Raw genomic sequence first — 24,494 nt, 5'->3', positions numbered from 1 at the left:
TCTCTCATGCTGCCACCGGCTCCATTGCCGTTTCTGCTCGGCGTTCCTTGCGAAAATACGTGTGATAGAGCACCGGCACCCCGACAAGCGTCAGGATCGACGCAAAACCCAACCCGGCCATGATGGTAACGGCCATCGCGACAAAGAAAGAATCTGCCAGCAGTGGCACCATCCCCAGGATTGTCGTTCCGGCTGCCAGAACGACAGGTCGCACACGGCTGATAGAGGCGGTCACAATTGCTTCTTTCTGCACCAGTCCAGCTTCTTTTTGGGCGTCGATCTCTTCAACCAGCACAATGGCATTCTTGATGAGCATGCCGGAAAGCGACAACAGTCCCAGCAGGGCCGTAAAGCTGAAAGCAACCCCGGTAAAGAGCAATCCAAGCGCCACGCCGTTGACTGCCATGGGGACAATGGTCCAGATAACGGCGGTTTGGCGCAGGCTGCCAAAGAGCAGGACGGTAATCAGCAGCATCGTGCCAAAACTCAACGGCATCTGGCGACCCAATGACGCCTGCGCGTCGCCTGCGCTTTCAAATTCCCCGCCCCATTCCATGCTATAGCCGGGCGGGATTTCGATCGCTTCGATTTGCGCGCGCACTTCTACGAAGGCCGTGGGGGGTGTCACCCCATCAATCACATTGGCCTGCACGCTCAGTGTCGGCACACGTCCGCGGCGTTCGATCAGCGTGTCGCGGACGACGACTTCGAAACCGTCGATCATCTGGTCGAGAGGCAGATAGTCCTGAAGGGCGGGGGACCAGACAATCTGATCCAATAGCTGGCCGGGCAGGGCAACTTCGTCTCGGGGCGTGCGCACGATGATCGGGATCAGGCGCTCGCGTTCGCGGTAATTGCCTGCGCGAATGCCGTCGGTGGCCAGCGCCACCGCCTGTCCGAGGCTGGCGCGGGTAACACCAACGGCCTGCGCGCGGTCTTCCGCAAAGATCGGGCGGGTGATGACTTCGCGCTCCCGCCAATCGGTGCGTTCGGTGTGCAGATCCGCTGTTGCCGTCTCAAAGATCTTCTGGGCCTGAGCACCGATGCGCCGCAGGACATCCGGATCGGGACCGGAGAAACGCACCTCAACATCGGCCCCGACAGGCGGGCCATAGATAATCTGTTCTGATCGCGTCTCGGCCCAGGGCAGGTTTTCGGCGGCGAATTGATCGAGCGCTGCCCGTACGTCCGGGATTGCGTCGAACCCCGTGGTCCGGACAACAAGCTGACCATAAGATGTATCCACCGCTGGCGGGTCATAGGTCAGAACGAACCGCGACACACCCTGACCGGCGGAACCGGTGACAGAAAGGATGTCGTCGCGCGTCAGCAGCCACTCCTCAATCTTCGCAAGATCGCGGCTGGTTTGATGGATCGAACTACCCTGCGCGCCTTTGTAGTTGAAATAGAACAGCGGTGTGTTTGCGGGTGGGAAAAATTGCTGGGTAACCTGACCGAAAGCCATCACGCAAGCGACGGTCGTCCCGATCAACCCCGCGATTACCAGCCACCGCATGCGTAGGGCCGCCCGCACCATTTTCCCGTAGACCCGAAACAGGGCGCCATCGTAGGGGTCTTCGCCATCCTTAAGCCCGCCCACCCGGAAAAAGTAATGCGCCAGCAACGGCGTGACCGTGATGGCCAGCAGCCAGGACAGCATCAGCGAAATCGCAATGACCGCGAAAAGGGAGAAGAGGAATTCCCCCGAAGCATCGGGGCTCAGTCCAATTCCGGCAAAGGCCATCACGCCAATGACCGTCGCCCCCAACAGCGGTATCTGCGTTTTGCCAGCGACCTCACTGGCCGCTTGCGAAGCTTTGCGGCCCCGGCGCATCTCGACCTGCATACCTTCCGCCACGACGATGGCATTGTCGACGAGCATGCCCATGGCAATGATCAAGGCCCCTAGGCTGATGCGCTCGACTTTGACGTCGAAGAGATACATGAAGAAAAATGTCGCCATCACCGTCAACAGCAGTGACAGCCCGACCACAACCGCCGCGCGCCATCCCATGAACAGCGCCAGAACACCGATGACAACGCTGACGGACATCGCCAGGCTGATCAGAAAGCCGATATTGGCCTCATCCACCACCCGATGCTGCTCGTAGATCGGGTGCAATTCCACGCCCAAGGGAAGAATGGTCTCGATCTCCTTGAGATGGGCTTCAACGGCCTGGCCAACGGTCACGATGTTGCGCGAGTCCAGCCCTGCGATGCCAAGCGTGAAAGCGGGGGTGCCGTTGTAACGCACGATGTTACGCGGGTGTTCAACGCGCTCGCGGATGACCGTAGCGATGTCGAGCAGATTGACGACCTCGCCCTGAAAGCCGATTGACAACCCCGCGATCTCGCTGACACTGTCCTCCCCGATGGGCGCATCTACGCGTAGATCGCTGCCACCCGACAGCGTTGAACCGGTCGGCACAACCTGATCGGCTTCGGTAACGGCCTGCAATATCACGGTGGGATCGACGCCAAGATTGGCAATCGTTCGGCTGTCGGGCTCGACAAATATCGCCTCTTCCGGCAGGCCGGCCACTTGCGCATTGGCAACGCCCTGGACCGACAGGACTTCACGGCGCAGGTAATTGGACATTTCCCAGATTTCAGCATCGGTAAAGCCGGGCGCGGTGACCGCGTAGAAAATGCCAAAAACATCACCAAAATCATCATTCACGATAGAAGGCTGGGCGCCTTCGGGCAGGGCCGACTGGGCGTCTGACACCCGGTCGCGCAGATCATCCCAGACCTGCGGCAAGGCATCCCCTCCAAAGCTGTCGCGCATTTCGACTTCCACGACGGAGACGCCGGGAGAATTGCGCGACCGGATGATTTTGACTTCATCCATCTGCTGGACTTCCGCCTCGATGACCTCCGACACCTCTGCGGCGACCTCCGCCGCGCTGGCACCTGGGTAGGCGGTTATTACAAGCGCCGATTTCAGCGTGAAAAGCGGGTCTTCGAGCTTGCCCACGGACAGATAACCGAAAGCACCCCCCAAAAGACAAAATGCCATGAAGAGCCACGTGTAGAGAGGCCGTTCGATGGAGTTGCGCGCGATTTGCATGCTCTATTCCTCAACCGTGAGGCCGGTGTAGCGCCGCACCTTCTGGCCATCCTGCAACAGATGAACACCGGCCCCGACAATCAACGCATCCTCTGGCAGACCGGTGACGCGCAGATCGGTGCCAGCCAGCGAAATGACGTCAACGGGCTGGATGCGGACAATACCGTAATCGGAGGTCTCGCTTTCCGGCTCAAACACCATCACGTCCGCTTTTCGGTCATTGCCAAGAAGCAAGGCTGTTGCCGGCAGTGCGCGACCGGGTTGCGCGTAATCCACATCCACCGTCGCGGTGACCGTCATGGACGCGCCGGGGATCAGGTTGGGAATGTCTCTGTTCGGTAGACTGAGAGACACCAGAAAGGTCTGCCCGATTGCCTCGGTCTGAGCTTCGTATTCCTTCAGTTCAAGTGGGATGGGGTCGGGGACTTGCGGCACACTGCCCGTGAAACTTACTGCTTCGGGGGGAATGCCAGACAGGAACAATCGCTCAGGCACGTCAATCTGCACGCGGATCTCAGACATGTCATGCAAGCGCAAGATGGGTTGACCGGGGGAGATGTTGGTGAAATTCGCAGCGATGCGGTCTGCCACAAGCGCGGTGAAAGGCGTCCTCAAGGTGGTTTCTTCAAGGTCATCGCGGGCATCACGCAAAGCAACCTCGGCAAGGTCCCGCGCTGTTGCGGCATCTTCTGCGCGTACTGCGGATGTCACATTGGAACGGGCGAGTTGATCGGCGCGTTCGCTCTCGCGTCTGGCTTGCTGCAGGGTAAGTTCGGCGCGCACCACGGCGCGTTCAAACTTCTCTGTGTCCAGCGCGGCCACGACCGTGCCTTGGGCGATGGTCTCCCCTTCGATCACCGGCAACATCACCAGACGCCCTCCGACTTCGAAACTCAGATCAACTGTTTCGCGGGCGGCAATGCGGCCAAAAAATCGTCGGGTAATGCCGGACTTGATGTCTTCTGGGGCAATGATCTTGACCGAGGGCACGGGCACAGGTTGCCCGGACGGGTCAAGATCCGCGACACTTGCATCCTGTGCGACGGCAATGCGCGCTGCGGCGGACAGAATGATCAGGCTGGTGATCAATAGGGTGATTGAACGCGGCATGAAACTCACCTCCAAAAGTAAACTGGTTAGTTTAGTTCTGAGGTACATCTACAGATGCCAACACTGAAGGCAAGTGTTTTCAAATGGTCATGGCAACGGCGGGCGGGGCGGCTGGCTCTCAAATGGTTGCGAGCAGCTCAAGCCAGACCCAGACCGTCAGAACGGAGGCAGCGGTTGCGATCAGAACGGAAGAGGCCGCGACGCGGCGCGCCCGGCCGTACATGTTGGCGAAGATATAGGCGTTGAACCCGGGCGCCATCGCGGCGGTCAGAACGCCCGAGCGGAATGCATCTGGCGCAACGCTCTGAGCGGAGCCAAAGAGCCACACCAGGCTGGGATGCAGGATCAGCGTGACGATGCAGACCATGGCAATGGTCCGGCTGTCCCCTTCCGGACGATATTGGATCAGCACGCCACCCAGGGCGAAAAGAGCGGCGGGCAAAGCCGCGCGTGAGATCAAAGAGAGCGCGTCGTCGACAACGGTAGGGATCGGCATTGCGGTCAGATTGACGATGAAACCCAGCCCGATGGCCAATACCAGCGCATTGCGAAACATGGCCCGCAAGACGCCGCGTGCCATAACGCGCGCGGATTGCCCCCGGTTGCGGGTGATTTCCATCACCGTGATGCCCAATCCGTAGCAGAAGGGGGAATGCAGGGAGACGATGGCAAAATTCCCGGTCAGGGCCTCGGTGCCGTAAGCCTGTTCCGTGATCGGCAGACCCAGGAGCACCGAGTTCGAAAACAGACAACAAAAGCCGATGGCAACGCAATCTTCCCAGTCGCGTTTGAAAAGGACACGCGCGCCCACTATCCCCAGTATAAAACAAAAGGTTGCGCCCGCGTAGAAACTGCTGAGCAGATCGATGTCGAAGGACGCATAAAGGTCCAGCTTGGCGATCGCCTGAAACAACAGGCAAGGGATTGCGAAATTCTGTGTGAACCGCATGACCCCATCGATGCCCTCAACCGGAAAGAGCCCGCGCCAGACCGACACATAACCAAATCCGATGACCAGAAAGACGGGCAGGATAACATCGAGCAGGGTTTGCATCAGCGACTTTCGTGCCAATGCAACATTGGCGATAAATGATTATCTGTCAGAGAGTTAAGGCAAGGGAAACGTCAATGTAAGGCCATCATAGGCCGGTTCGATATGGTCAGCGGTTTCTGCAAGAAGCGTTTCATAGTCCAGATCGATATGCATGTTCGTGAGTACCGCACGTTTCGGTTGCACGCGGTCGATCCATTCCAACGTGCGGGCAAGATGGGCGTGCGTGGGGTGGGGCTCACGGCGCAGGGCGTCGACAATCCAGCACTCAAGCCCTTCAAGATAGGGCCAGGATTGATCCGGAATATCAGCCACATCCGGCAAATAGACCACATCTCCCATCCGGAATCCCAGGGCGTCCATCCCGCCATGTGCAACCGCGAAGGGTGAAAACTGAATGGTGCCGCCGTCCCCCTCTATTGTGACCTCACCAGCCATCAGATTCATATCCAATATGGGCGGGTATGTGGACCCTTCGGGTTGCACAAACGCATAAGCAAAGCGGTCCAAAAGCGCATCGCGCGTGGGCCCATCCGCCCAGACCGGCAGCCGCGCGCGCATATTGAAAACGACCATACGCAGATCGTCGATGCCGTGCACATGATCCGCGTGGGCGTGCGTATAGATCACGGCATCCAGCCGTCCGACATCAGCCGCCAGCAGCTGGTTGCGCAGGTCCGGCGAGGTGTCGATCAGAACCGTTGTGATGCCTTCCCCGGTTTCACGCTCAACCAGGAGGGAACATCTTTGGCGTCGGTTCCTGGGGTTGTCCGGGTCACAATCCCCCCAATGACCCCCAAGTCGCGGAACACCGCCCGAAGAGCCGCACCCCAATATGGTGAAACGGATTTCAGCCATCACGCGGCGGCCTCGTAGTTTGCGGCCTTGGTGAAGAGACGGTCAAAATTGGCCTGCGTCTGCATTGCAAACTGCGCGTAATCCACACCGAATGTCTCCGCGGCGCAGCGGGCAGTATGGGCCGTATACGCCGGTTCATTCCGCTTGCCGCGGTGGGGCGGCGGCGCAAGGTAGGGGGCATCTGTTTCGAGCAGAATACGGTCAAGCGGTGCGGCGGCGAAAATATCGCGCAACTCGGACGATCTGGGAAAGGCGGTGATCCCGGACATGGACAGATAAAACCCAAGATCCAGGGCGGCTTTCCCAAGCTCGGCGGAAGAGGAAAAACAATGCATGACGCAAGTAAAGGCACCGGCGCGGTATTCTTCAGTCAGGATGCGGGCCATATCGTCATCTGCTGCACGTGCGTGAATGATAAGTGGCAGGGCCGTGGCACGCGCGGCCTCGATGTGAATGCGCAGGGACGTTTTCTGAACCTCTGAGGATTCCGAGGTGTAGTGATAATCCAGGCCGGTTTCGCCGATCCCCACCATTTTCGGATGCTGGGCAATCTCGACAAGCTGATCCACCGTCGCCAGCGGTTCGGTCGCAGCACTCATCGGGTGGGTCCCCGCTGCGTAAAAGACAGGTGCGTGAGCCTCGGCAATCGACCGCACCTTCGGCTCGTTTTTGAGTTTGGTGCAGATTGTCACCATGCGGATCACGCCAGCCTCAGCGGCGCGGGCTATGATCTCGGCATGCTGGCCATCGAAATCAGGAAAATCGAGATGGCAATGGCTATCGGTAATCTGAGGTATCTCGGTCATGCCGGTCCGGTCGTTCAGCGCCAGGCCCGAGCTTACCCGGTGGCGGTTTGGCTAATCTTGATCAGGGTATCTAGGACCAGAGCGGCAGGGTCAAGGTTCACCGCACGCCCGTGTCGCATCCGCGCCCCTGTCTCCTGGGCTGTCTGCGCCCAGGCACGGCCCGCGTTTTGCGACCGCGCGAGGCGCGCAAGGATTTCCGCTTCGCCCGCGGCGGCTTCTACGGCAGGCGGGGCACCCGTGGCGCCGGTGCGCGCCAATCGCGACAAAAGCAGATCAATGAGCTCAAACAGGAGATCCCGTTTTGCCTCGGCGCCGCGCGCGGCGGCCCCTTCGGCCAGTTTCATCGCGGCGGCCCGGTCAAATTGTGGCAGGGCCTGAATAATACGGGTCAGCGCGCCATAAGTTTGTAATCCATCCAGCAGGGAAAGTCGGATGGCGGCACCGACAGACCCGCCCGAAAGCTCGGCCAAGGCCGGTGTTTCGGCATGAGCTTCAACTCCGGCCTGTGCCAGAGCGCGGGCCATGTCCTCGGCGGACAGGCTGCCCAGCCGCAGCGTCCGGCAGCGCGAGCGTATGGTTGGCAACAGCCCCGAAGGCTGATGACTGACCAGCAGCAGAGTTGCGCGCTCGGGCGGCTCTTCCAGCATTTTCAGAAGCGCATTCGCGGCGGATGTATTCATATCGTCCGCCGCATCGACGATGACAACACGCCGGCCACCGTCAGCAGCCGAAAGCTGAAAAAAACCGGCCAGTGACCGAATGTCATCCACAACAATCTGATCCCGCATCCGGTCGGTGGTCGGGCTCGGTGTCCGCCTGATCGCTTTGAGGCCGGGTTCCGCCCCCGCGGCAATGCGCCGTGCAACCGGGTGTTCTGGTTCAATGGACAGCGACGTAGGCGTTGGTGCTGCGCCAAAAAGTCCGTCCTCCTCGACAGGTGGCGTGGCCAACAGGAAACGGGCTATTGCCCATGCCAGCGTCGCTTTGCCGATGCCACGCGGCCCTGTCAGCAACCACGCGTGATGCAATCTGCCCGTGGCAAAGGCGTCGAGAAAGGCCTCCTGTGCTGCATCCTGACCAAACAACTGTGCTGTGTCACGCGGATGCGGTGCACCTTCGATTTGGTCCGGCGTACTCATTGCAGTTCGGCGTCCACCACCCGGGCAATGTCCTGAGCGACCGTCGCCATATCTCGTGCGCCATCCACAATGCGGAAGCGCTCGCTGAATTCAACGGCCAGATCGTGAAAGCCCTGACGCATGGCCACTTGCAGCTCTTCGCCGAAGGCTTCGAACCGTTCATCTGCCGTTTTCCGGGAAAGCGCGCGCGATAGCCCTGTTGTCGGGTCCATGTCGATCAGGATCGTCAGGTCCGGCTCGCGCCCGATCATCAGATCATGCAGCTGATCAACCGTCGCCCGCAAATCGCCGCGCGACAATCCCTGGTACATACGGGTGCTGTCAGCAAACCGGTCACAGATCACAATCTTGCCCTCGGCAAGCGCCGGCAGAATGGTTCGTTCCATGTGATCCCGTCGCGCGGCCGTAAACAACAGGATTTCCGTTTCCGCCGACCAGCGGTCTGGATCACCCTGCAAAACAAGCGCGCGAATTTCTTCCGCACCGGGGGATCCACCGGGTTCGCGTGTCAGCAATACGTCGCGTCCCTGTTCACGCAAATGATCGGCCAGCATCTTGACCTGGGTGGATTTACCGGAGCCATCTATGCCTTCAAACGAGATGAACGTGCCGTTCCCACCCGGGTTTGCGTTCACGTTGCGTCCTCAGGTCCCTGCACCAGCTTCTTGAAGAGGACAAGGGCTGCAGTTGTTACGCGGCTGACAAAGCCACCGCGTTCAACGGCGCGATCCGCGACCAGGGGAACGCGCGTCTCGGGCAACCCTTCCAGCGTGAAAACCAGTTCTGCCAGTTGGTCCCCTTTGGCAATTGGTGCGCTGACGGGGCCTGTATAGACAACTTCTCCGGCGATCTCATTGCCCGCTAGGGCGGGCATCAACACCTGAATATCCTCTGGCGCGACGAGCCCAACCATGGCTTCGCTGCCCATCCAGACATTGGCTTGCGCGAATTGTTCACCCTCTTTTGCAAGAGGACGCATTGTGAACTGGCGGAAAGCCCAATTCACAATTGCCTGGGATTCCTGAGCCCGTTCAGCAACGCTGCCAAGGCCCGAGATCACAAAAATCACGCGCCGGTCACCCTGTTTTGCCGACCCCGCCAATCCATATCCGGCCTCTTGCGTATGGCCCGTTTTCAGGCCGTCGGCACCGATCCCCATGGTCAGCAGAGGGTTACGGTTGCGTTTGTTACTGGGGACGCGGTTGTCGAATTCAAATTCGGTCTCTGCGAACAGCGGGTAGAATTCGGGGAAATCCGTGATCAGCCGATTGGCCAGCAATGCCAGATCACGCATGGACATCAGATGCCCGGGCTGGGGCCAGCCGTTAGAGTTTGTGAAGGTGGAGTTGGTCATCCCCATCTGCTGGGCCCGTTGGGTCATCAGCCGCGCAAAGCCGTATTCCGTGCCGTCCGGCGACAGTGCCTCGGCGATGACCACGCAAGCGTCGTTGCCTGACAACACGATGATGCCCCGCAAAAGGTCCTCGACCGTAATGCTTTCACCTGACCGCAGGAACATGCTGGAGCCGCCATAGGATTGGGCATGTTCCGATACCGGCAAGGCCTCATTCAGATCGAGCCCGCCGTCGGATTTCCCGCGCCGGATCGCCTCAAAAGCCATGTAGAGCGTCATGAGCTTGGACATCGACGCAGGCGGCAGGGGGGTGTCGGCGTCCTTATCCAGCAATACGGTGCCCGTGGTTTGGTCAACCACAAGCGCTGCCGTGGCCTTGGTATCAAAGGCCAGGGTGCCTGTTGCAGAAACGATTAACGCAAATAGGGCGACAGCAGATCGGATCATGATAGCTCCTGAGATGTCTAGTTCGTAACGGCGTAGGCATCAGAGAAACCTTCGCCTTTGATTGTTTGCAGCAGTTTCTTGAGCTCGGATGAAGAGGACGCCGGGCCAACGACGACACGCCAGAAGGGTTTGCCACCGGCTTCCTGCGCCTTGACGGTTGGGATCAGCCCGGCGCTGCGCATCTGCTTGGCAGCCCGCTCGGCGTTTGCTTCCTGACTGAAAATGCCGATCTGGATAAAGGGTTTCTTCAATGTCGATTTTGGCAGCGTCGATTCAATGACCGGTGCTGAAGCGGCTGCCGCTGTTGTCGTCTCTGCAGGGGTGGGTTCCGCAGCTTCTATGGCTGCACCGGCCGCCGCGATCGGATCGAGAGATGTCTCGTTGATCTCTTCGGGCGTTTCAATGGCGTCCACCGCCGGCGCGATGGGGGTTTCCTCGACGGTCTCTTTGATCAGAGCTGTGACATCCAGGTTAACGGGCGCGCCCGCCAATACTCCCAATGCTTCCGCAGCATCGGACGAAATCTGAAGCCGGGGTCCGGGGATGTCCCGCTCTCTTCGGAACAACGCGCCGACAACAAATTGGCCATTGTCCTGGTTGCGGATAATGACCCGTTCGGGCTCCTTGACGTCCGGGTGTGCCACCCATACCCCGCCCAGCGATGGCCGACCGTCCCATAGGCCTGACTCTGTTGCCGAAAACACTTCGGGTGCCTCGACATCTCGTTCTATCACGTTGCCTGTCGGTTGAGCTGCCGGGGTTTCTTCGGTTGTTTCGGGTTTGGGCGCAAAAACATCCTTGAAGCTGAAACTCTTGCCTTCTTCGCAGGCCGCCAGCATGCCAGCCGCGAATAGCCCCACCGCCAGACGCATTGTCGAATTACGAAACAGGTTAAATGTGTCGCCGCTCATTGTCGTTGTTTCCTTGCCTGTTTGCCGGACGTTCGGCACGCTCTTTGGCCCCTTGAAGCGGGGTCTTTGGCGCTACTCTAGCTTGGCTTATCTTGTCTGGGAAGGTGTCGCGCGAAATATCGGCAAATATCCACGAATTTGCCGGGCTAAATTTTCCGGTTTCAGAATCATTTACAGATCACTAGGACGGACGGACCGGAGGAGTGGCAGAGTGGTCGAATGCACCGGTCTTGAAAACCGGCGTGCGTGAAAGCGTACCGTGGGTTCGAATCCCACCTCCTCCGCCATTCAGCCTAAGCCATTGTTTTTATATGTACTAATTCGATGTGGTGCAGAGGGACTTGTAGTACGTGGTGTACCACAACAACAGGCCAGACGGCGAAGATCATGGGGAGGGTGCTGACATGCGCAATCTCCACAAGCCACGGGGCAAAGGTTATTCGCTGAGGATGAAGACCCCGGACGTCCTTGTCGGCGCGATCAATCCTTGGACGGGCGAGCCATTTCGCAAGACCATGAATGTCGGGCTTAAGACCCGGAGCTATGCTGAGGCCGTTCGCATAAGGGACATCCGTCTCGGGCAGCTGCGTCAACTAGAGGCGGATGCTTTGCAGGCTGAAGGCCGGAAGAACATCGGCAAGATCATCGACCTGTCGCGAGAGAGCGCGAGGGAGTGGCGGGAGTTACGGGCTGAGGAAGGTGACCGCTACGACTTGATACTGACAGACCAACTTGAGAAGGCGGCTAGCCAAGCAGCCGATTAAGAGCATGATCAATTCCGTGGTGTCACATGAGCGTGAGCTGTTGCTATGGCAACGGTCCGGCTGAAACTGTAATTGAGCCCTTGGAGCGCGAAGAACGGCGCATCATCTGTCGCAGTCACCTCCTACCCATCTGAAGCAGAAAAATCGCAGTCAGAACCAAGGCTTCTCACCAAGCAAGCTTTGCAGCTTTGCCGACAATTCTCGTTGCAGAATGCCCAACCCCTCCTTGTTGTTTAGGTAAGTGAGGTAACGGTGGTGACGGAGATCGAATGGCACATCCTCACTATTCTGCGTAATGGGTATGACGGGCTTTCCCCACGCATGCGCGATGCCTAGCTCGTAGAACACATTTTCGTTTCGACCGGTCAGGTCGCATATGACGACCGCAGAATGATTGATCAGTTCGAGGATGTCATTGATTAGCACAGAGCTGTTCCAGACTTCGTCAGCGCGGCTAGCTGGGAGCGGGGTCGTTTCACACGCGCCTTTGATTGCCCCATATTCAGGGCCGAAACTCGCACCAAATGGCATCATCACTCCAATCACGTCATTTCTTGAGCGAACGAAGTTGTACCCCAAACTGCGCTGAGCACCGGAGAACGCAACAGCTTCCGCAATGGCTTGAGCTTCAGAAGCAAACTTGGTTTCAACATATGAGCGCAGCTTGTCGATTGAACCATCCTTTGCATCGTCCATCCGTGTGATGGTGTCCAGCACGTTGCCCGGGTAATCCGGGTCTCCCCAGCTTAGGCCTCTAAGGAGGCGGTTGTGATTGCGTATTTGATCGGTCCAGCCCGATAGGATGCCGACTTCTAGGAAGTTCTCCTGATTGAAATTTTCGACAACCAAGTCCTTAAGCTGCAACAATTTTGGCGGCTCAACGGGATCAACACTCTCATTTGGGGAGGCAAGCTCGCCTTCCATTCCATAGAGAAAAGCCAACTGACGCTTGCTCCCTCAAAACCTACCCCGCGCTTTTCCTTAACGAACGAAATGGCGTCGCTCTTGGCATGGCACCCAAAGCAGTAATAAAACCCCTTGCGTTCATCGACATGAAAACTTGCTGAAGTCTCGTCATGAAAGGGGTAAGGTGCCCAATAGTCGCCTCTCTCTGGATTGCTCTTGCGCATGTCCCACTTGACCCATCGCGGAATTACATCTGTGAGCACGATACTCCCCCCGAGTGGGTCTACGAAATCGGGCGGTATCGACATCTTTTTCACCTCTTCATACGAGAGCATTCTCTCAGCCACTGTATTCCGCGAAGGCGTCGAGGAGTGCAAGACTTTACGGCTTTGGAGAGAATGTTGCGGTACTGTGCATGTGATAATTGCGGCCCACCATAGACACACCCGAACCTTGAGCACTGCCTGTGCTGTCACTGCGGCGTAGCGCTACGACCGGCTCAGGCTGCCGCAGAGGTTCTTTAGTGTAGGGTCTTACACGAGGAGGCTTTCGTCCTTTCGGTGAAGCTGTAGCAGCCTCCCCAGAGGCTCAATAGGCGTAAGCTGGGGTGTGCAGCTATAGGGGTGTGCATTTTGCACATGCCGCTCTTCCTCGTCGACCATGGCGACAACACCACAACCAGCGAGAAATCTCATGACAGATCAGAGCTTTAGCCGCCCGGCGCGGCGTAGCGTCAGCCTGCAAACAATTGAAACACGTCCTGATGTCTTCCAGTTCCGCCACAGCGAAGTATACGAGCACCATGTGGGCGACCTCGCTAAGGCCTTGCAGAGCGCTGGAGGCCTTGATGCTCTCACGCTTTGGCAAGACCCAGAAACCGGGTCCCTCGTACTTGTCGATGGTCACCACCGGCTGGCCGCATACCAGCAAACGGGTTGGACGAAGAAGGTCCCGGCAGTGGTCCATTAATGCTCGTTGGCTAAAGCACGGCTGCTTGCTCTGGCAGAGAACACGAAGACACGGCTACCGCTTACAAACTCCGAGCGTGCGGACGTTGCTTGGTGTCTGGTCTGTTTCGGTGAGACATACTCGCGGAGTGAGATCGTCAAGGCGTCAGGGAAAGCCGATGGGACGATAGCCAAGATGCGCCGGACACGGAACAAGCTACTGAAACTGCCGGAAGCGGGTGAGCTACCGATGAGCTGGTCTGACCGGAAGCGACTGAACTCCTTAAATACGGCGTGACAAATTCTGGCAGAAAGCCCTCTATGAGACGCTGCATTTCAGCCGACGAAATGAAAACGAGACGTTCTTTCACAAGCCGATACGCAGTCTCTCGGTCGCCTTGGTCGAACTGTCGCATCCAATCTACCAATGCTTCAATGAAGCCCGACCCGGCGGCAAAGTTAGTATAGCTGTCATATTTGACGGCTGACATTAAACGCAATCAATCATATTCGTGCGTTGTCCGAACGTCATCCCACGCCATAACGTTGGCAATTAAGCAGAGTGCGAGTTCTTTTTTTATATAGCTACTCTTACGCTGCTGTATACCGGCATCAACGTGGAGATGTCTGCCCATAAATCAATAAACAAGCAATTAGGGAGGAATTTTCAAAGTGGGCTGTCGGCGGACCGTAGGCACATGTTTTTGGTCTCTATCCTTGAACGCGAATTCTGCAATGCCGCGAATGCCTCCTCTGCGGGCGCGGCCGCAGCATACGATGACCGCGCTAAAGGTCGGCTTGGGGCCGCCCTCTCGAGCGACCCCAATGTCTAGATTTCAATCGCTTCTGCGATTGCTAACGCATCCTCTAGCTCGACCCCAAGGTATCGTACTGTGCTGTCCATTTTCGTATGACCGAGCAGAAGTTGAACAGCGCGAAGGTTCCGTGTCTTTTTGTAAATCTGGGTGACCTTGGTCCTCCGCATCGAATGGGTTCCATAGGCGCTTGCCTCCAGTCCGATTGAGATCACCCAGTCCCGGACAATCCGCGCATACTGACGTGTCGAGATGTGCAGTCGCTCATGAAAGCGTCCCGGCCACAGATACTCTGAGCCAATCATCAGTTCATCTTCCATCCACTTCTCAACTGAGGCACGCGTGCCTTCGGAAATCTCGAAGCGCACCGGTTTTTGGGTTTTGCTTTGAAGAACAGAGGCGCGTTCCTTGATTTGACCTGACGCCATCACGTCGACGACTTTCATCTTCACCAAGTCGCAACCGCGCAGTTTGCTGTCGATTGCCATGTTGAAGAGTGCGAGATCACGATGGTTCTCGGCTAGTTCAAGTCGAACCCGGATCGCCCAGACGTGTTTTGGTTTCAGCGGTCGTTTCTGACCAACGATGCGTCCTTTGTTCCATGCGGGGCGAAGTGCGCGAATGGCTGGTAGATTTGGTGTAGCTTCCATGACTGATCCTCCGATCCGCCACGCCCGCCCAAAACGACAACCCTGTGTTGTCGCGGCAACCTAACATGCGCTACGCCAGTTCTTTTGATCGACGGAAATGCAGGGCGGGCCGTAACGACGTTTGCCAGCGCGGGCTCAACTTCCGCAATAGCTACAAGACCTTGGATGCACGTCCGTAATTTTCGTCTCGCGCAGCCGTTCCACAAGGCTTTCCTCGATGTCATCAAGGACTTCTGCGACGCGTGATTGTAGGCCAGTTTCGACGCTACAATGCGACGGTTCTGCTTCGCCACCGCTTCCCGCGACAAGCCTCTCGTCCAAAGCCAAATAGACGTCCGCAAGTGTGATGCTGTCGGCAGCCTTGGCCAGCTGCCACCCACCCGCATGTCCTTTTTCCGAAGTCAGAAGACCCGCTTCACGGAGTTTCCCAAGCACACGCCGAACAACAACGGGATTGGTCCCCGCATGATCGGCGATGTCTGCAGATGTGCGTACACGACCCGGCTCACCTGCCATGTGGCTGAGAGTGTGCAGGGCGAGGGACAGACGGCTGTTTCGCTTCATGGGTGGCGATCCTTCAAACTGGCAAACTATGTAACAATGTGTGTTGCATTCGTCTAGTAACTGAGTAAGTTGCGTGATCGTTGCCATCCTCGCAGGAGATCAGACATGTCAGACACGCGCCTCCCCGTTACGGTCCTCTCCGGATTTCTCGGCGCGGGCAAAACGACGCTGTTGAACCGGGTGTTGAATAACCGCGAGGGGCGCCGGGTCGCGGTCATTGTCAACGACATGTCCGAAGTGAACATCGACGCCGACCTGATCCGCGCGGACACGGAACTGAGCCGTACTGATGAGACGCTCGTGGAGATGTCGAACGGCTGCATCTGCTGCACGTTGCGTGACGACCTACTGGAAGAGGTACGAAGGCTCGCTGCCGAAGGCCGTTTCGATTACCTATTGATTGAGTCGACCGGGATCTCCGAGCCGTTGCCAGTTGCGGCCACCTTCGATTTTCGCGATGAGTTTGGCGACAGCTTGTCGGACGTCTCGCGCCTAGACACCATGGTGACGGTTGTCGATGCCGTGAATCTACTCAACGACTTCTCCAGCCATGATTTCCTGAAGGATCGCGGCGAGACGTTGGGAGAGGAGGATGACCGGACACTGGTCAACCTGCTTGTTGAGCAGATTGAATTTGCCGATGTGGTCATTCTCAACAAAGTCACCGATGCCGGGCCAGAGCGCACGGACGCCGCGCGCAAGATCATCCGCAGTTTGAACGCCGACGCGAAGATCATCGAGGCTGATCACTCCAATGTCGCTGCCGAAGCGATCCTCGATACGGGTATGTTCGATTTCGAAAAAGCCCACGAACACCCGATGTGGGCCAAGGAACTCTATGGCTTTGCCGATCACACACCGGAAACCGAAGAATACGGCGTCGCTTCTTTTGTCTACCGCGCGCGGCTGCCGTTCATTCCAGAGAAGATACTGAGCGTTCTGAACGGCGATTTGCCCGGTGTGATCCGTGCCAAGGGGCATTTCTGGATCTCGACGCGTCCCGGTTGGGTGGCGGAGTTCTCGCTTGCCGGAGCTTTATCGAGCGTCAAGCCGCTGGGAACATGGTGGGCGTCGGTGCCAAAAGAGCGCTGGCCCGATCATGAAAGCGCGCAGAACTACATGCAGCAGCACTGGCAAGAGCCATGGGGTGACCGACGGCAGGAGATTGTTTTCATTGGCGCTGGTATCGATTGGTCAGCGCTTAAAGCGCGCCTGGATGCATGCTTGGTACCTGCAACTGCCACGAGCGGGCCAGATGATTTGCCAGACTATCCCGATCCGTTTCCAGCGTGGCGGCGGCAGGAGGAAGCGGCATGACGCTCGCGCGTGCTCTGGTCAGGAACGCGGCAGTTGGTGTTGCCGTCGCCGACACGCCGAGCGACCTCAAGACGTTTCTCCAACCGGGTTGCGCAGCAGCAATCTGGCGCAGGCAACCGGCGCCAACTTTTCAGGAATGGATCGACGCTCTCGATCCATCTCTACTGCCGCAAGGACGTAGTGTCTTGCGACCCGATGCGGTGCCGACTGCGGTAACAACACTTTGCGATAGGGTAGGAACGCCAGACTGTACAGAACGGGATCAGCTCATCGGCGATGTCAGCACCTTGGCCGAGATCTTCGCCGAATTGATGAACACGCCCTATCTCCGCTTGCGTCTTCAGGCCGTCACTACAAATGCCTGTCGTAAGTTCCATATCGACGCAATCACAGCTCGGCTTGTTTGCACGTATCGCGGGCAGGGAACGCAATACGGGATTTCAACAGACGGCCAGGACCCTATGCGGGTCTTCTCGGTCGCAACAGGTGCGCCGATCCTCCTGCGCGGCACGCTTTGGCCCGAAAGACTGGCCTCAGGTCTGCTCCATCGCTCGCCGCCCATTGAAGGGACGGGAGAGACTCGCCTCGTTCTCGTGCTGGATGCCGTACAAAGCCCGGAGGACGACATTTGACCCGCAACCTCGGATCGACCTCCCTTCGGCGCAAACGGCGCTCTGCTGATCCGATGCGCAGCTATGATGAACTGCCGGCGCCTTTGAGGCACTGGCTAGCGCAGGCCGCGCTGCCTTGGTCTCCGATCTCTGCCCGACGCGTCTGGAGCCGTGCCTGCGCGAAAGGTCTCAGTCCCGAAGAAGCGCTTAGCGTCTTGTCGCAAGCCGAGGCTCGCACTCTAGCGCGCGACCGCTTCGCAAACACCAACCATCTGCCAATGATGCTCTAAAGGAACCCTTATGTCGATATTCACCCGTATGACCGCTGCTGCGTTGATCGCGCTTGGCAGTGCCATGCCTGCCGCCGCGCAGGATGACACGCTCATCATTTCCGTCACATTCGGCCCCACGGCCGAAGTGCCTGACCCGCGTGCAGGCTACAACGGCTGGATGTCAAACCAGACCGGCGTCACAGAAACGCTCATGGGCATCGACTATGATCTGAATCTCTATCCTCGACTGGCAGAGAGCATTGAGCAAAGCGCACCAACAACTTGGCGCGTGACACTTCGCGAAGGTCTGGCATTCCACGACGGCTCCCCGGTGACGGCGCAGGCTGTCATTGATGCGATTACGCCGATCTCGGATGAGAACGACCCTGCCTTCAACAAACGCATCGCAGGCGTACTCGATCTGGCGGGCATGTCTGCGGATGGTGACCGTGTTGTGGTTTTCGAGACCAACAGCCCGAATGCCGCATTCCAATGGAGCCTGTCTGATCCCGGTGTCGCTATTCTTGGTGCGCCGTCAGAGGCCTTCCCGATCAACGCGACAGGTCCCTACATTTTCCGAGAGGCGGTGCCAGAGCAGATGTACCGCGTCGAAGCAAATGCGGATTACCGCATGGGTGAACCCGGCTTTGACGGACTGCGGGTTGTCGCCTCACCTGATCCGGCTACGGCATCTCTGGCCTTTGAGGCAGGTGACGTCGACATGGTGATCAACTACCCCGAGACTGATTTTGCACGCATCCAGGAAACGGGAGCGCAGGGCTTCACGGCACCAACAGCACGGCTCTACTTCTATTCCATAAACACGGCATCCGGCCCGCTGGCAAACCCGCTGATCCGGCAAGCTGTGTCCCTGGCGATTGACCGGGATGGCATTGTCGAAGCTGTTCTATCCGGCGTTGGCGGTGTGCCAGCGGGGACTATCTACCCGGCAGGTAAAAGCTGGGCTGCTGATATCGCGCCAAGTTATGATCCTGCACGGGCAGAGGAACTGCTGGCTGAAGCTGGAGCGGTCAAACAGGGTGGGACTTGGATGCTCGATGGCGAACCGCTTGAGATCGAGATTTTGACCTACTCCTCGCGTGCCGCGTTGCCGCCAACCGCAGAGATCACGCAAGCCTTCCTGCAGCAGATCGGCATCACGGCTTCTGTGCGCGTAGGCGAGTACGGCGCGAGTAACGATGCGCTGAAAGCTGGCGACGGCGACATGTTCCTGCAAGCGTGGGTGATGTTGCCACAGGGCGATCCTAGCTCGATCCTGGGCTTCCTGTTGGCCAGTGACGGTGGCTCAAATGCCGGAAACTATGCCAATCCAACGATGGACGCCCTTCTGGTCGAAGGACAAACCACGTTTGAGCAAGCCGAGCGTGAGCGGATATACGATGAGGTGCAGCAGATCATCGCCACGGATGTCCCGCTGATCCCGGTGTTTCATGTGAGCCAAGCCGTGGTGGCACGGGCCGGTCTGACCGGTTATCAGGTCCACCCGACCGAGACCTATTGGATCACACACGAGACACGCTTCGCTGAATGACGATACAACTCCAAGGCCTGAGCGCGGAACGCTCAGGTCGCACAATCCTCTATCCCACGAATGTGGACTTGAACCCCGGCGAACGCGTCGGGCTTGTCGGTGCCTCGGGGTCCGGCAAGTCGACGCTTGGGCATGCGCTTGTAGACGCCTTGCGCGCGCAAGGGGCCAGCGTTGCCCACGTGCCGCAAAGCCCGGACGAAGCGCTCGATCCGTTGCGTAGGATGGCGTTTCATTGGCGTGAAGCAGAGAGGGCTCTGGGCCTTGCCCCGGACGATGCGCGCCGCGAGATGCTGTTCAGTGCCCTTCAGATAGTACATGGCGATTTGCGCAAACGCCCCTGGGGCTGGAGCCGGGGCATGCAGCAACGGTTTGTGATCGCAATGGCTCTGATTGGAACACCTGATTTGTTGGTCATGGATGAACCCACCTCCGCGCTGGACCCGGTGGTGGCAGCGGGGACTATGGACTTGCTTGAAGACTATCTGAAAGATCGCCAAACGGCGCTCCTGCTGATTACCCATGATCTGGGCCTGGCCGCGCGTCGCGTATCGAGACTGATGGTGATGGAGGCCGGGCGCATTGTGGAGAATGCGCCAACTCCAAAGTTCCTCTCTGCACCCGAAACACAGGCGGCAAAGGCCCTTTGCGCACATCGGAATTGGTTGGAACTGCCATGCTGACGGTCGACAACATCTCTGTCAGACGCGGCGTTTCAACGACGTTACAAGATATCTCATTCTCACTTACACCAGGTCGCACTCTGGCGGTGGTCGGGGAAAGCGGCGCAGGTAAGAGCACACTCATAAACGCAATTCTGGGGTTGGTTCGCTGTTCGGCGGGTCGTGTGTCATGGAGTGGCGCACTGGTCTCGCAGTGCCGCCCCGCGCTTGTGATGCAGGAACCTCGTGCAGCTTTTAACCCACGCCTTTCACTGCGACGCTCAGTTATGGAACCTGTTGTGGGTCGAAAGCTGGCGGTGAACGCAAACCAATTGGAGACGCTGTGCCATGCCCTCGAAGTGCAGCCCGATCTGTTGGATCGGCGTCCCGATGAGGTGTCTATCGGGCAGGCACAGCGCATGGGCATACTTCGCGCGCTCGTCGTCGCTCCGCCGCTAGTGCTTTTTGATGAACCCTTGTCGGCCCTTGATGCGGTCACGCAAAAGCACACCGCGCGTCTGATTGCGGACATGCAGGCACAAGAGGGCTTCGCTGCGTTGATTGTGACACATGATTTGGGATACGCAGCCGCATTCGCCGATGAGATTGCCGTGCTGCGGGCGGGTCGGATCCAAGAGATAGCATCCGCCCAAGCCTTTATCGAAGCACCGCAGACCGGTTATGGGCGAACGCTCCGCGATGCCGCCTTTGCCCTTGGCGCACTGGAGCGCGTCGCGTGATTGGCGTTTTTGCAGGGCTTTTACTGCGCGCAATGGTCGTTCTGACCGGGGCGGCATTGGCGACCTTCGCTCTATTGTGGCACGCGCCGGGTGACCCGGCATTGGCGATTGCCGAAGCAAGGTATGGTCAGAACGTATCCAAAGAGGTTTTGGACTTTATCCGGACAGAGGCCGGATTTGACGACGGGTTCTGGACGGCGTTCTGGGCCTGGCTCGTCCCGCTTATGCAGGGTGACTTTGGACAATCGTCGGTCAACGGGCGGGACGTTTGGCCCGATCTCGTGACGGCTATGTCCTATACGTTCCCGCTGGCGCTTGTCAGTTTGATCCTCGGCCTGGTTGTTTCCGTGCCACTTGCCCTGATCGCAACGCGTAAACCGGGCAGTTGGCTGGATCGCGGGGCCGTGGCCCTGGCGTCGGTCGGTGTTGCCATCCCTGCGTTCTGGCTCGGGCTGCTGTTGATCCTGCTCTTCGCGGTGCAATTGGGCTGGCTGCCCGCCATGGGGGCCGAGACCGCCACGCACAGCATTCTGCCCGCAATGACGCTTGGGTTTGGTGTTGCGGCTTCTCTGACACGCATCATCCGCTCGGGCATTTTGGAAGCACGCGGGCAACCGTTCCTGCCGGCCTTTACCCGGCGCGGGGTCACTCGGCGCGATATCGCCCGTGACCACGTCGCCCCTCATGCCGCCGTGCCGGTTGTCACAGTCCTCGGACTGGAACTCGCCTTCCTGCTCGAAGGCCTTGTCGTGGTCGAGGTAATCTTTGCGCGTCCTGGTCTCGGCAGTTTTCTCGTCAGCGCCATCTTTGCCCGCGATTTCCCGAAGGTGCAGGCTGTTGTGATCCTAGCTGCGGTTATCTTCGTGGTGGTGAACCTTGCCATCGATCTGATCTATCGCAACCTTGATCCAAGAGTGAGTGGCCGCGATGCGTAGCGTCTATACTTTGGTCATCGTTTGCCTGTTGCTCGCGATTTTCGGCCCGATGTTCGCGCCGCATGATCCAACCGCAATCGATATTCCCAACCGGTTGCGCCCGCCCGGAGGCGCATGGCTTCTGGGCACGGATGCACTTGGCCGTGACATCCTCTCGCGGCTTCTGCACGGCGCGCGCTGGTCGCTTGGTCTGGCTTTCGTCGTGTCGCTGCTGGGGCTGATTATCGGCACAACCATTGGCCTAATCGCAGCGCAGGGTGGGCGTTTGGCCGACTGGATCGCGATGCGCGCCACCGACACGTTCCTAGCCTTTCCTGAGCTTATCGCGGCCGTGGTCATCGCGGGTGTTCTGGGCGCGAGTACAGGCTCTCTCATCTTTGCGCTCACAGTGACGGGCTGGATGCGCTATGCGCGTGTGGCCCGCGGCATAGGTCTGTCCGTCAGCAACAGGGGGTACGTCGTGCAAGCACGGCTTGCGGGACTTTCGCCGCTTGCGATTGCGCGCTGGCATTATCTGCCGTCGTTCTTGCCATCGCTGACCGTCGTCTGGACCGGAATGCTTGCCCGCGCGATCCTGGGTATATCGACGCTGGGGTTTCTAGGGTTCGGCGTGCAGCCCCCGATGCCGGAATGGGGGACGATGCTGCTGGATGCCCGGATTCACATGCGCTCCACTCCATTGCAGATGATCTGGCCCGGACTGTGCGTCGTAATCTCGGTTCTGGCTATCAATCTGGCTGGCGATGCACTGCGCGATGCGCTTGCCGAGCAGGATGCAAAGACGTGACGCGGCCTGACAACCCATCGCTCGGGATCGCACTGCGCATTCTTTCAGGTGTCTTGTTCACCGGTATGGTCGTTTGCGTGAAAGCTCTGAGCGATGCAGCACCGCTTGGTCAGATCGTTTTTTTCCGATCTTTCTTCGCGCTCATTCCACTGGTAATTTTTTTGATGTTGCGCCACGAATTTCCCGGCGGGCTCGGCACCACTCGCCCCCTTGGGCATCTGGTGCGTTCCTTCTTCGGGGCAGCAGCGATGTTTACGTCGTTCGCTTCAGTGGCGCTTCTGCCACTGGCCGAAGCAGTCCTGCTTGCCCAACTCGCGCCGGTGCTGACTGCAATCACAGCAGTTGTCGTTCTGTCCGAACGGCTCACAAAATGGCGTGTGTTGGGGCTGGCGTTCGGGCTGGCCGGGGTCCTTGTCCTGGTCTGGCCTGACATTGGAGGCGGCACTGTTGATACGCGCCGGTTGATCGGGATCGGTCTGGGACTCTCAACCGCGCTCCTGACAGCTTTCGCGCTGATCATGGTCCGGAGCTTGACCCGGACAGAGAGCCTCGGCGCCATCGCCTTCTACTTCGTGGTCGCGTCCATGGCCGGTGGAATACTGACGCTGCCATGGGGCTGGGCATTCCCTGACGCGCAAACGCTTATGTTGCTGGTGCTTGCGGGTCTTTTCGGCGGTTTCGCGCATATCGCGATGACGCTGTCGTTCAGCTACGCAGAAGCGTCCAGACTTGCGCCATTCGAGTATGTTGCGCTTCTTTGGCCGGTTCTCGCGGATTTGCTCATCTTCAACCTTCCGCTTGGCACGAGCTTTCTGCTTGCGCTGCCACTGGTTTTGTTGGGGGCCGGCGTGGCAGCTTTCGAAAGGAAGGCGAGACTGAAACTGCCGTAGGCATTCATACGTCCTTACGCACAATGGTTTTCGCTCTATAACGACGAAATCTATTGGCTAGGGTCGCTGTCTAGACCTCCGCATGCTCTACTTGAGCAGACTTACTGTCGGGATCGCCCATACTGAACCAGTATCCAAATCGCACTCTGGCAGCGAAGTCCGGTTTGGTGAAGCTGCATTGCGGCAAGTTCTTAAACGATGAATGGCCGGTATGGGCCGTCCTTGATTGCGACTCTGGTTGCGCGAGACGGAGATGCTGCGTCGCAATTGATGGCCGCGAAGAGCCCACAATGACTGATGCTGCATCTTGCGCAATGCCCGCTCTTTCCGAGCTGAGGACACAAACGCGACAAAATCACACCGAGTTCGCGAAGGGTTTGTGGAGCGAGATTTTCCAATGCTTGTGGACGCACCGCCAAACGTGCCAGAAACAACTGGTTTTGCCAAACCGATGTGTCGGACCAGTGACCAAAGCCTTCTTCACTGGCGACAAACATAGTCTATATTATATTTATAAATCAGAGGGCAACAAATGGACTAACTTGATGAGTGCTAGCGACATCGTGGGAGTTGTACCAAATTTTTCAGGTGGTCCGGTTGCCTTTTTATGCGCCGCTATGTGTTTTTTGCTATCTGGAATGACTGTCTATCTCCAGTCCCAAGCGATCTATTATTTTGACCCATCCTTGCTCCGATGGGTAGTTAATCTAGACAGCCTGATTTTTACCGCCTTTGGGATAACTTTCATTTTTATATCAATTGCGTTTGTTGTTAAGAATTTGGAGTGGCAAGAGAAGTGATTACCTGCGCGCTAGTTGTTGCATTCGGTGCTTTGCTCGGATTGCTGGTTGGGCTGAGGTTGTTTCGTGATGTTTATCGCTTCGCAGTGGTCTCTGCCGTGGGTGGTTTGGTTGCTCTAGTTCCGGCTTCGAGCTTGGGTCGGGCGGAAGGAACGTCTGCAAATATTAACATCAATCTTGGCTTCTTTCAGTTTCATGAAGATAACATGATAGTCCGCATTGGTGATGCTGATCTGAGTTGGCTTCTTGTTGCGGCATTGGTATTCATCGCCGTTTCCGGGATCGCGGGAAGTGCTTACGTGAAAGTAAACGAACAACCAAAGCAATAGTTCACAAGAAAAAAGCCCAAATTCGATCTAGTAAACACTAGCCGCGTGCTGGGCACCGAAAGCTGACTTTGGCAACAATTAGATGAACGGCAGCTTCTCTAATCGGGCGTTTGGGTCAAGTTCATTTCATCGTTTCCATGCTTTGGGATCGTGTCTCTCATCCGGGTCAAGCTTCTCTCCGCAGTCAATAATGGTCCGGTTCGGTTGGAC

25 protein-coding genes, 1 tRNA gene and 1 pseudogene are annotated in these 24,494 nt (G+C 58.0%); 14 read left to right on the top strand and 13 right to left on the bottom strand.

The features are described from left to right. Positions 1-4: 4 nt before the first annotated feature. The 9 genes from ACOTTU_RS24090 to ACOTTU_RS24050 all read right to left on the bottom strand — a co-directional run bounded on the left by ACOTTU_RS24090 (position 5) and on the right by ACOTTU_RS24050 (position 10,746). Positions 5-3,070 (bottom strand): efflux RND transporter permease subunit, encoded by a 3,066-nt coding sequence (locus ACOTTU_RS24090; RefSeq protein WP_425661945.1) that lies wholly within the window; start codon positions 3,068-3,070, stop codon positions 5-7. Between the two features lie 3 nt (positions 3,071-3,073). Continuing rightward, positions 3,074-4,180: an efflux RND transporter periplasmic adaptor subunit gene (locus tag ACOTTU_RS24085; protein ID WP_425661943.1), complete on the bottom strand. Its 1,107-nt coding sequence runs from the start codon at positions 4,178-4,180 to the stop codon at positions 3,074-3,076. A 118-nt stretch (positions 4,181-4,298) separates the two neighbouring features. Further along, the gene (locus ACOTTU_RS24080; RefSeq protein ID WP_425661941.1) at positions 4,299-5,234 is read right to left on the bottom strand and encodes an AEC family transporter; all 936 of its coding nucleotides are present in this window, start codon (positions 5,232-5,234) and stop codon (positions 4,299-4,301) included. A gap of 54 nt (positions 5,235-5,288) precedes the next feature. Further along, a complete protein-coding gene (locus ACOTTU_RS24075; RefSeq protein ID WP_425661939.1) occupies positions 5,289-6,089 on the bottom strand; it encodes an MBL fold metallo-hydrolase in 801 nt (266 codons plus the stop codon). After that, positions 6,089-6,895, bottom strand: a complete 807-nt coding sequence (locus tag ACOTTU_RS24070) for a TatD family hydrolase (protein WP_425661937.1) — start codon at positions 6,893-6,895, stop codon at positions 6,089-6,091. The genes ACOTTU_RS24075 and ACOTTU_RS24070 overlap by 1 nt, the downstream gene beginning before the upstream one ends. 32 nt (positions 6,896-6,927) lie before the next feature. Continuing rightward, positions 6,928-8,034 carry a DNA polymerase III subunit delta' gene (locus ACOTTU_RS24065; protein ID WP_425661935.1) on the bottom strand — a complete coding sequence of 369 codons (1,107 nt, stop codon included), beginning with the start codon at positions 8,032-8,034 and terminating at the stop codon, positions 6,928-6,930. Then, positions 8,031-8,669, bottom strand: coding sequence for a dTMP kinase (gene tmk, locus ACOTTU_RS24060; RefSeq protein WP_425661933.1), 639 nt, complete (start codon positions 8,667-8,669; stop codon positions 8,031-8,033). Before tmk ends, ACOTTU_RS24065 begins: the two co-directional genes overlap by 4 nt. Then, on the bottom strand, positions 8,666-9,835 hold the full coding sequence (locus ACOTTU_RS24055; RefSeq protein ID WP_298922522.1) for a D-alanyl-D-alanine carboxypeptidase family protein: 1,170 nt from the start codon (positions 9,833-9,835) through the stop codon (positions 8,666-8,668). The genes tmk and ACOTTU_RS24055 overlap by 4 nt, the downstream gene beginning before the upstream one ends. A 17-nt stretch (positions 9,836-9,852) precedes the next feature. Beyond that, on the bottom strand, positions 9,853-10,746 hold the full coding sequence (locus tag ACOTTU_RS24050) for an SPOR domain-containing protein (RefSeq protein WP_425661930.1): 894 nt from the start codon (positions 10,744-10,746) through the stop codon (positions 9,853-9,855). Positions 10,747-10,943: 197 nt separating this feature from the next. Between ACOTTU_RS24050 and ACOTTU_RS24045 the strand changes: the two genes are divergently transcribed. Together ACOTTU_RS24045 and ACOTTU_RS24040 are read left to right on the top strand one after the other, a co-directional pair. Next, positions 10,944-11,033: transfer RNA gene (locus ACOTTU_RS24045), tRNA-Ser, on the top strand. 117 nt (positions 11,034-11,150) lie between these two features. Beyond that, on the top strand, positions 11,151-11,510 hold the full coding sequence (locus ACOTTU_RS24040) for a hypothetical protein (protein WP_425661929.1): 360 nt from the start codon (positions 11,151-11,153) through the stop codon (positions 11,508-11,510). A gap of 150 nt (positions 11,511-11,660) precedes the next feature. Here ACOTTU_RS24040 and ACOTTU_RS24035 read toward each other — a convergent pair whose 3' ends face one another. Next, positions 11,661-12,452: a hypothetical protein gene (locus tag ACOTTU_RS24035; RefSeq protein ID WP_425661927.1), complete on the bottom strand. Its 792-nt coding sequence runs from the start codon at positions 12,450-12,452 to the stop codon at positions 11,661-11,663. A gap of 17 nt (positions 12,453-12,469) precedes the next feature. Beyond that, positions 12,470-12,724, bottom strand: a pseudogene (locus tag ACOTTU_RS24030) (CHC2 zinc finger domain-containing protein); the annotation flags it as partial. A 385-nt stretch (positions 12,725-13,109) separates the two neighbouring features. Here ACOTTU_RS24030 and ACOTTU_RS24025 point away from each other — a divergent pair. Then, entirely contained in the window at positions 13,110-13,385 is a 276-nt protein-coding gene (locus ACOTTU_RS24025; RefSeq protein WP_425661925.1) for a ParB N-terminal domain-containing protein, read from the top strand. Positions 13,386-14,192: 807 nt separating this feature from the next. Here the strand turns inward: ACOTTU_RS24025 and ACOTTU_RS24020 are convergent. Both ACOTTU_RS24020 and ACOTTU_RS24015 read right to left on the bottom strand, forming a co-directional pair. Continuing rightward, entirely contained in the window at positions 14,193-14,828 is a 636-nt protein-coding gene (locus tag ACOTTU_RS24020) for a tyrosine-type recombinase/integrase (RefSeq protein ID WP_425661923.1), read from the bottom strand. A 135-nt stretch (positions 14,829-14,963) separates the two neighbouring features. Then, the gene (locus tag ACOTTU_RS24015) at positions 14,964-15,392 is read right to left on the bottom strand and encodes an Rrf2 family transcriptional regulator (RefSeq protein ID WP_425661921.1); all 429 of its coding nucleotides are present in this window, start codon (positions 15,390-15,392) and stop codon (positions 14,964-14,966) included. A gap of 105 nt (positions 15,393-15,497) precedes the next feature. Here ACOTTU_RS24015 and ACOTTU_RS24010 point away from each other — a divergent pair, with 105 nt between their 5' ends. From ACOTTU_RS24010 to ACOTTU_RS23960, 11 genes are all read left to right on the top strand, one after another. Next, positions 15,498-16,709, top strand: coding sequence for a GTP-binding protein (locus tag ACOTTU_RS24010; protein WP_425661919.1), 1,212 nt, complete (start codon positions 15,498-15,500; stop codon positions 16,707-16,709). Next, on the top strand, positions 16,706-17,341 hold the full coding sequence (locus ACOTTU_RS24005; protein ID WP_425661917.1) for a DUF1826 domain-containing protein: 636 nt from the start codon (positions 16,706-16,708) through the stop codon (positions 17,339-17,341). The genes ACOTTU_RS24010 and ACOTTU_RS24005 overlap by 4 nt, the downstream gene beginning before the upstream one ends. Next, positions 17,338-17,610, top strand: coding sequence for a DUF6525 family protein (locus tag ACOTTU_RS24000; RefSeq protein WP_425661915.1), 273 nt, complete (start codon positions 17,338-17,340; stop codon positions 17,608-17,610). The genes ACOTTU_RS24005 and ACOTTU_RS24000 overlap by 4 nt, the downstream gene beginning before the upstream one ends. Positions 17,611-17,620: 10 nt before the next feature. Beyond that, positions 17,621-19,144: an ABC transporter substrate-binding protein gene (locus ACOTTU_RS23995; RefSeq protein WP_425661913.1), complete on the top strand. Its 1,524-nt coding sequence runs from the start codon at positions 17,621-17,623 to the stop codon at positions 19,142-19,144. Beyond that, positions 19,141-19,824: an ATP-binding cassette domain-containing protein gene (locus tag ACOTTU_RS23990; protein WP_425661911.1), complete on the top strand. Its 684-nt coding sequence runs from the start codon at positions 19,141-19,143 to the stop codon at positions 19,822-19,824. Before ACOTTU_RS23995 ends, ACOTTU_RS23990 begins: the two co-directional genes overlap by 4 nt. Next, positions 19,818-20,543 (top strand): ABC transporter ATP-binding protein, encoded by a 726-nt coding sequence (locus tag ACOTTU_RS23985; RefSeq protein WP_425661909.1) that lies wholly within the window; start codon positions 19,818-19,820, stop codon positions 20,541-20,543. Before ACOTTU_RS23990 ends, ACOTTU_RS23985 begins: the two co-directional genes overlap by 7 nt. Beyond that, positions 20,540-21,478 carry an ABC transporter permease gene (locus ACOTTU_RS23980; protein WP_425661907.1) on the top strand — a complete coding sequence of 313 codons (939 nt, stop codon included), beginning with the start codon at positions 20,540-20,542 and terminating at the stop codon, positions 21,476-21,478. Before ACOTTU_RS23985 ends, ACOTTU_RS23980 begins: the two co-directional genes overlap by 4 nt. Beyond that, on the top strand, positions 21,471-22,265 hold the full coding sequence (locus ACOTTU_RS23975) for an ABC transporter permease (protein WP_425661905.1): 795 nt from the start codon (positions 21,471-21,473) through the stop codon (positions 22,263-22,265). The genes ACOTTU_RS23980 and ACOTTU_RS23975 overlap by 8 nt, the downstream gene beginning before the upstream one ends. Then, positions 22,262-23,155: a DMT family transporter gene (locus tag ACOTTU_RS23970; protein ID WP_425661903.1), complete on the top strand. Its 894-nt coding sequence runs from the start codon at positions 22,262-22,264 to the stop codon at positions 23,153-23,155. The genes ACOTTU_RS23975 and ACOTTU_RS23970 overlap by 4 nt, the downstream gene beginning before the upstream one ends. A gap of 464 nt (positions 23,156-23,619) precedes the next feature. Further along, positions 23,620-23,955: a hypothetical protein gene (locus tag ACOTTU_RS23965; RefSeq protein ID WP_425661901.1), complete on the top strand. Its 336-nt coding sequence runs from the start codon at positions 23,620-23,622 to the stop codon at positions 23,953-23,955. Continuing rightward, complete coding sequence (locus ACOTTU_RS23960; protein WP_425661899.1) at positions 23,940-24,284, top strand: hypothetical protein; 345 nt, start codon at positions 23,940-23,942, stop codon at positions 24,282-24,284. The genes ACOTTU_RS23965 and ACOTTU_RS23960 overlap by 16 nt, the downstream gene beginning before the upstream one ends. Positions 24,285-24,494: the final 210 nt, after the last annotated feature.

The organism is Roseobacter sp. EG26 (assembly GCF_049830555.1).
GTDB lineage: Bacteria > Pseudomonadota > Alphaproteobacteria > Rhodobacterales > Rhodobacteraceae > Roseobacter.
The sequence above is the reverse complement of the archived record's forward strand: the minus strand, read 5'-3'. Positions and strand labels throughout refer to the sequence as shown.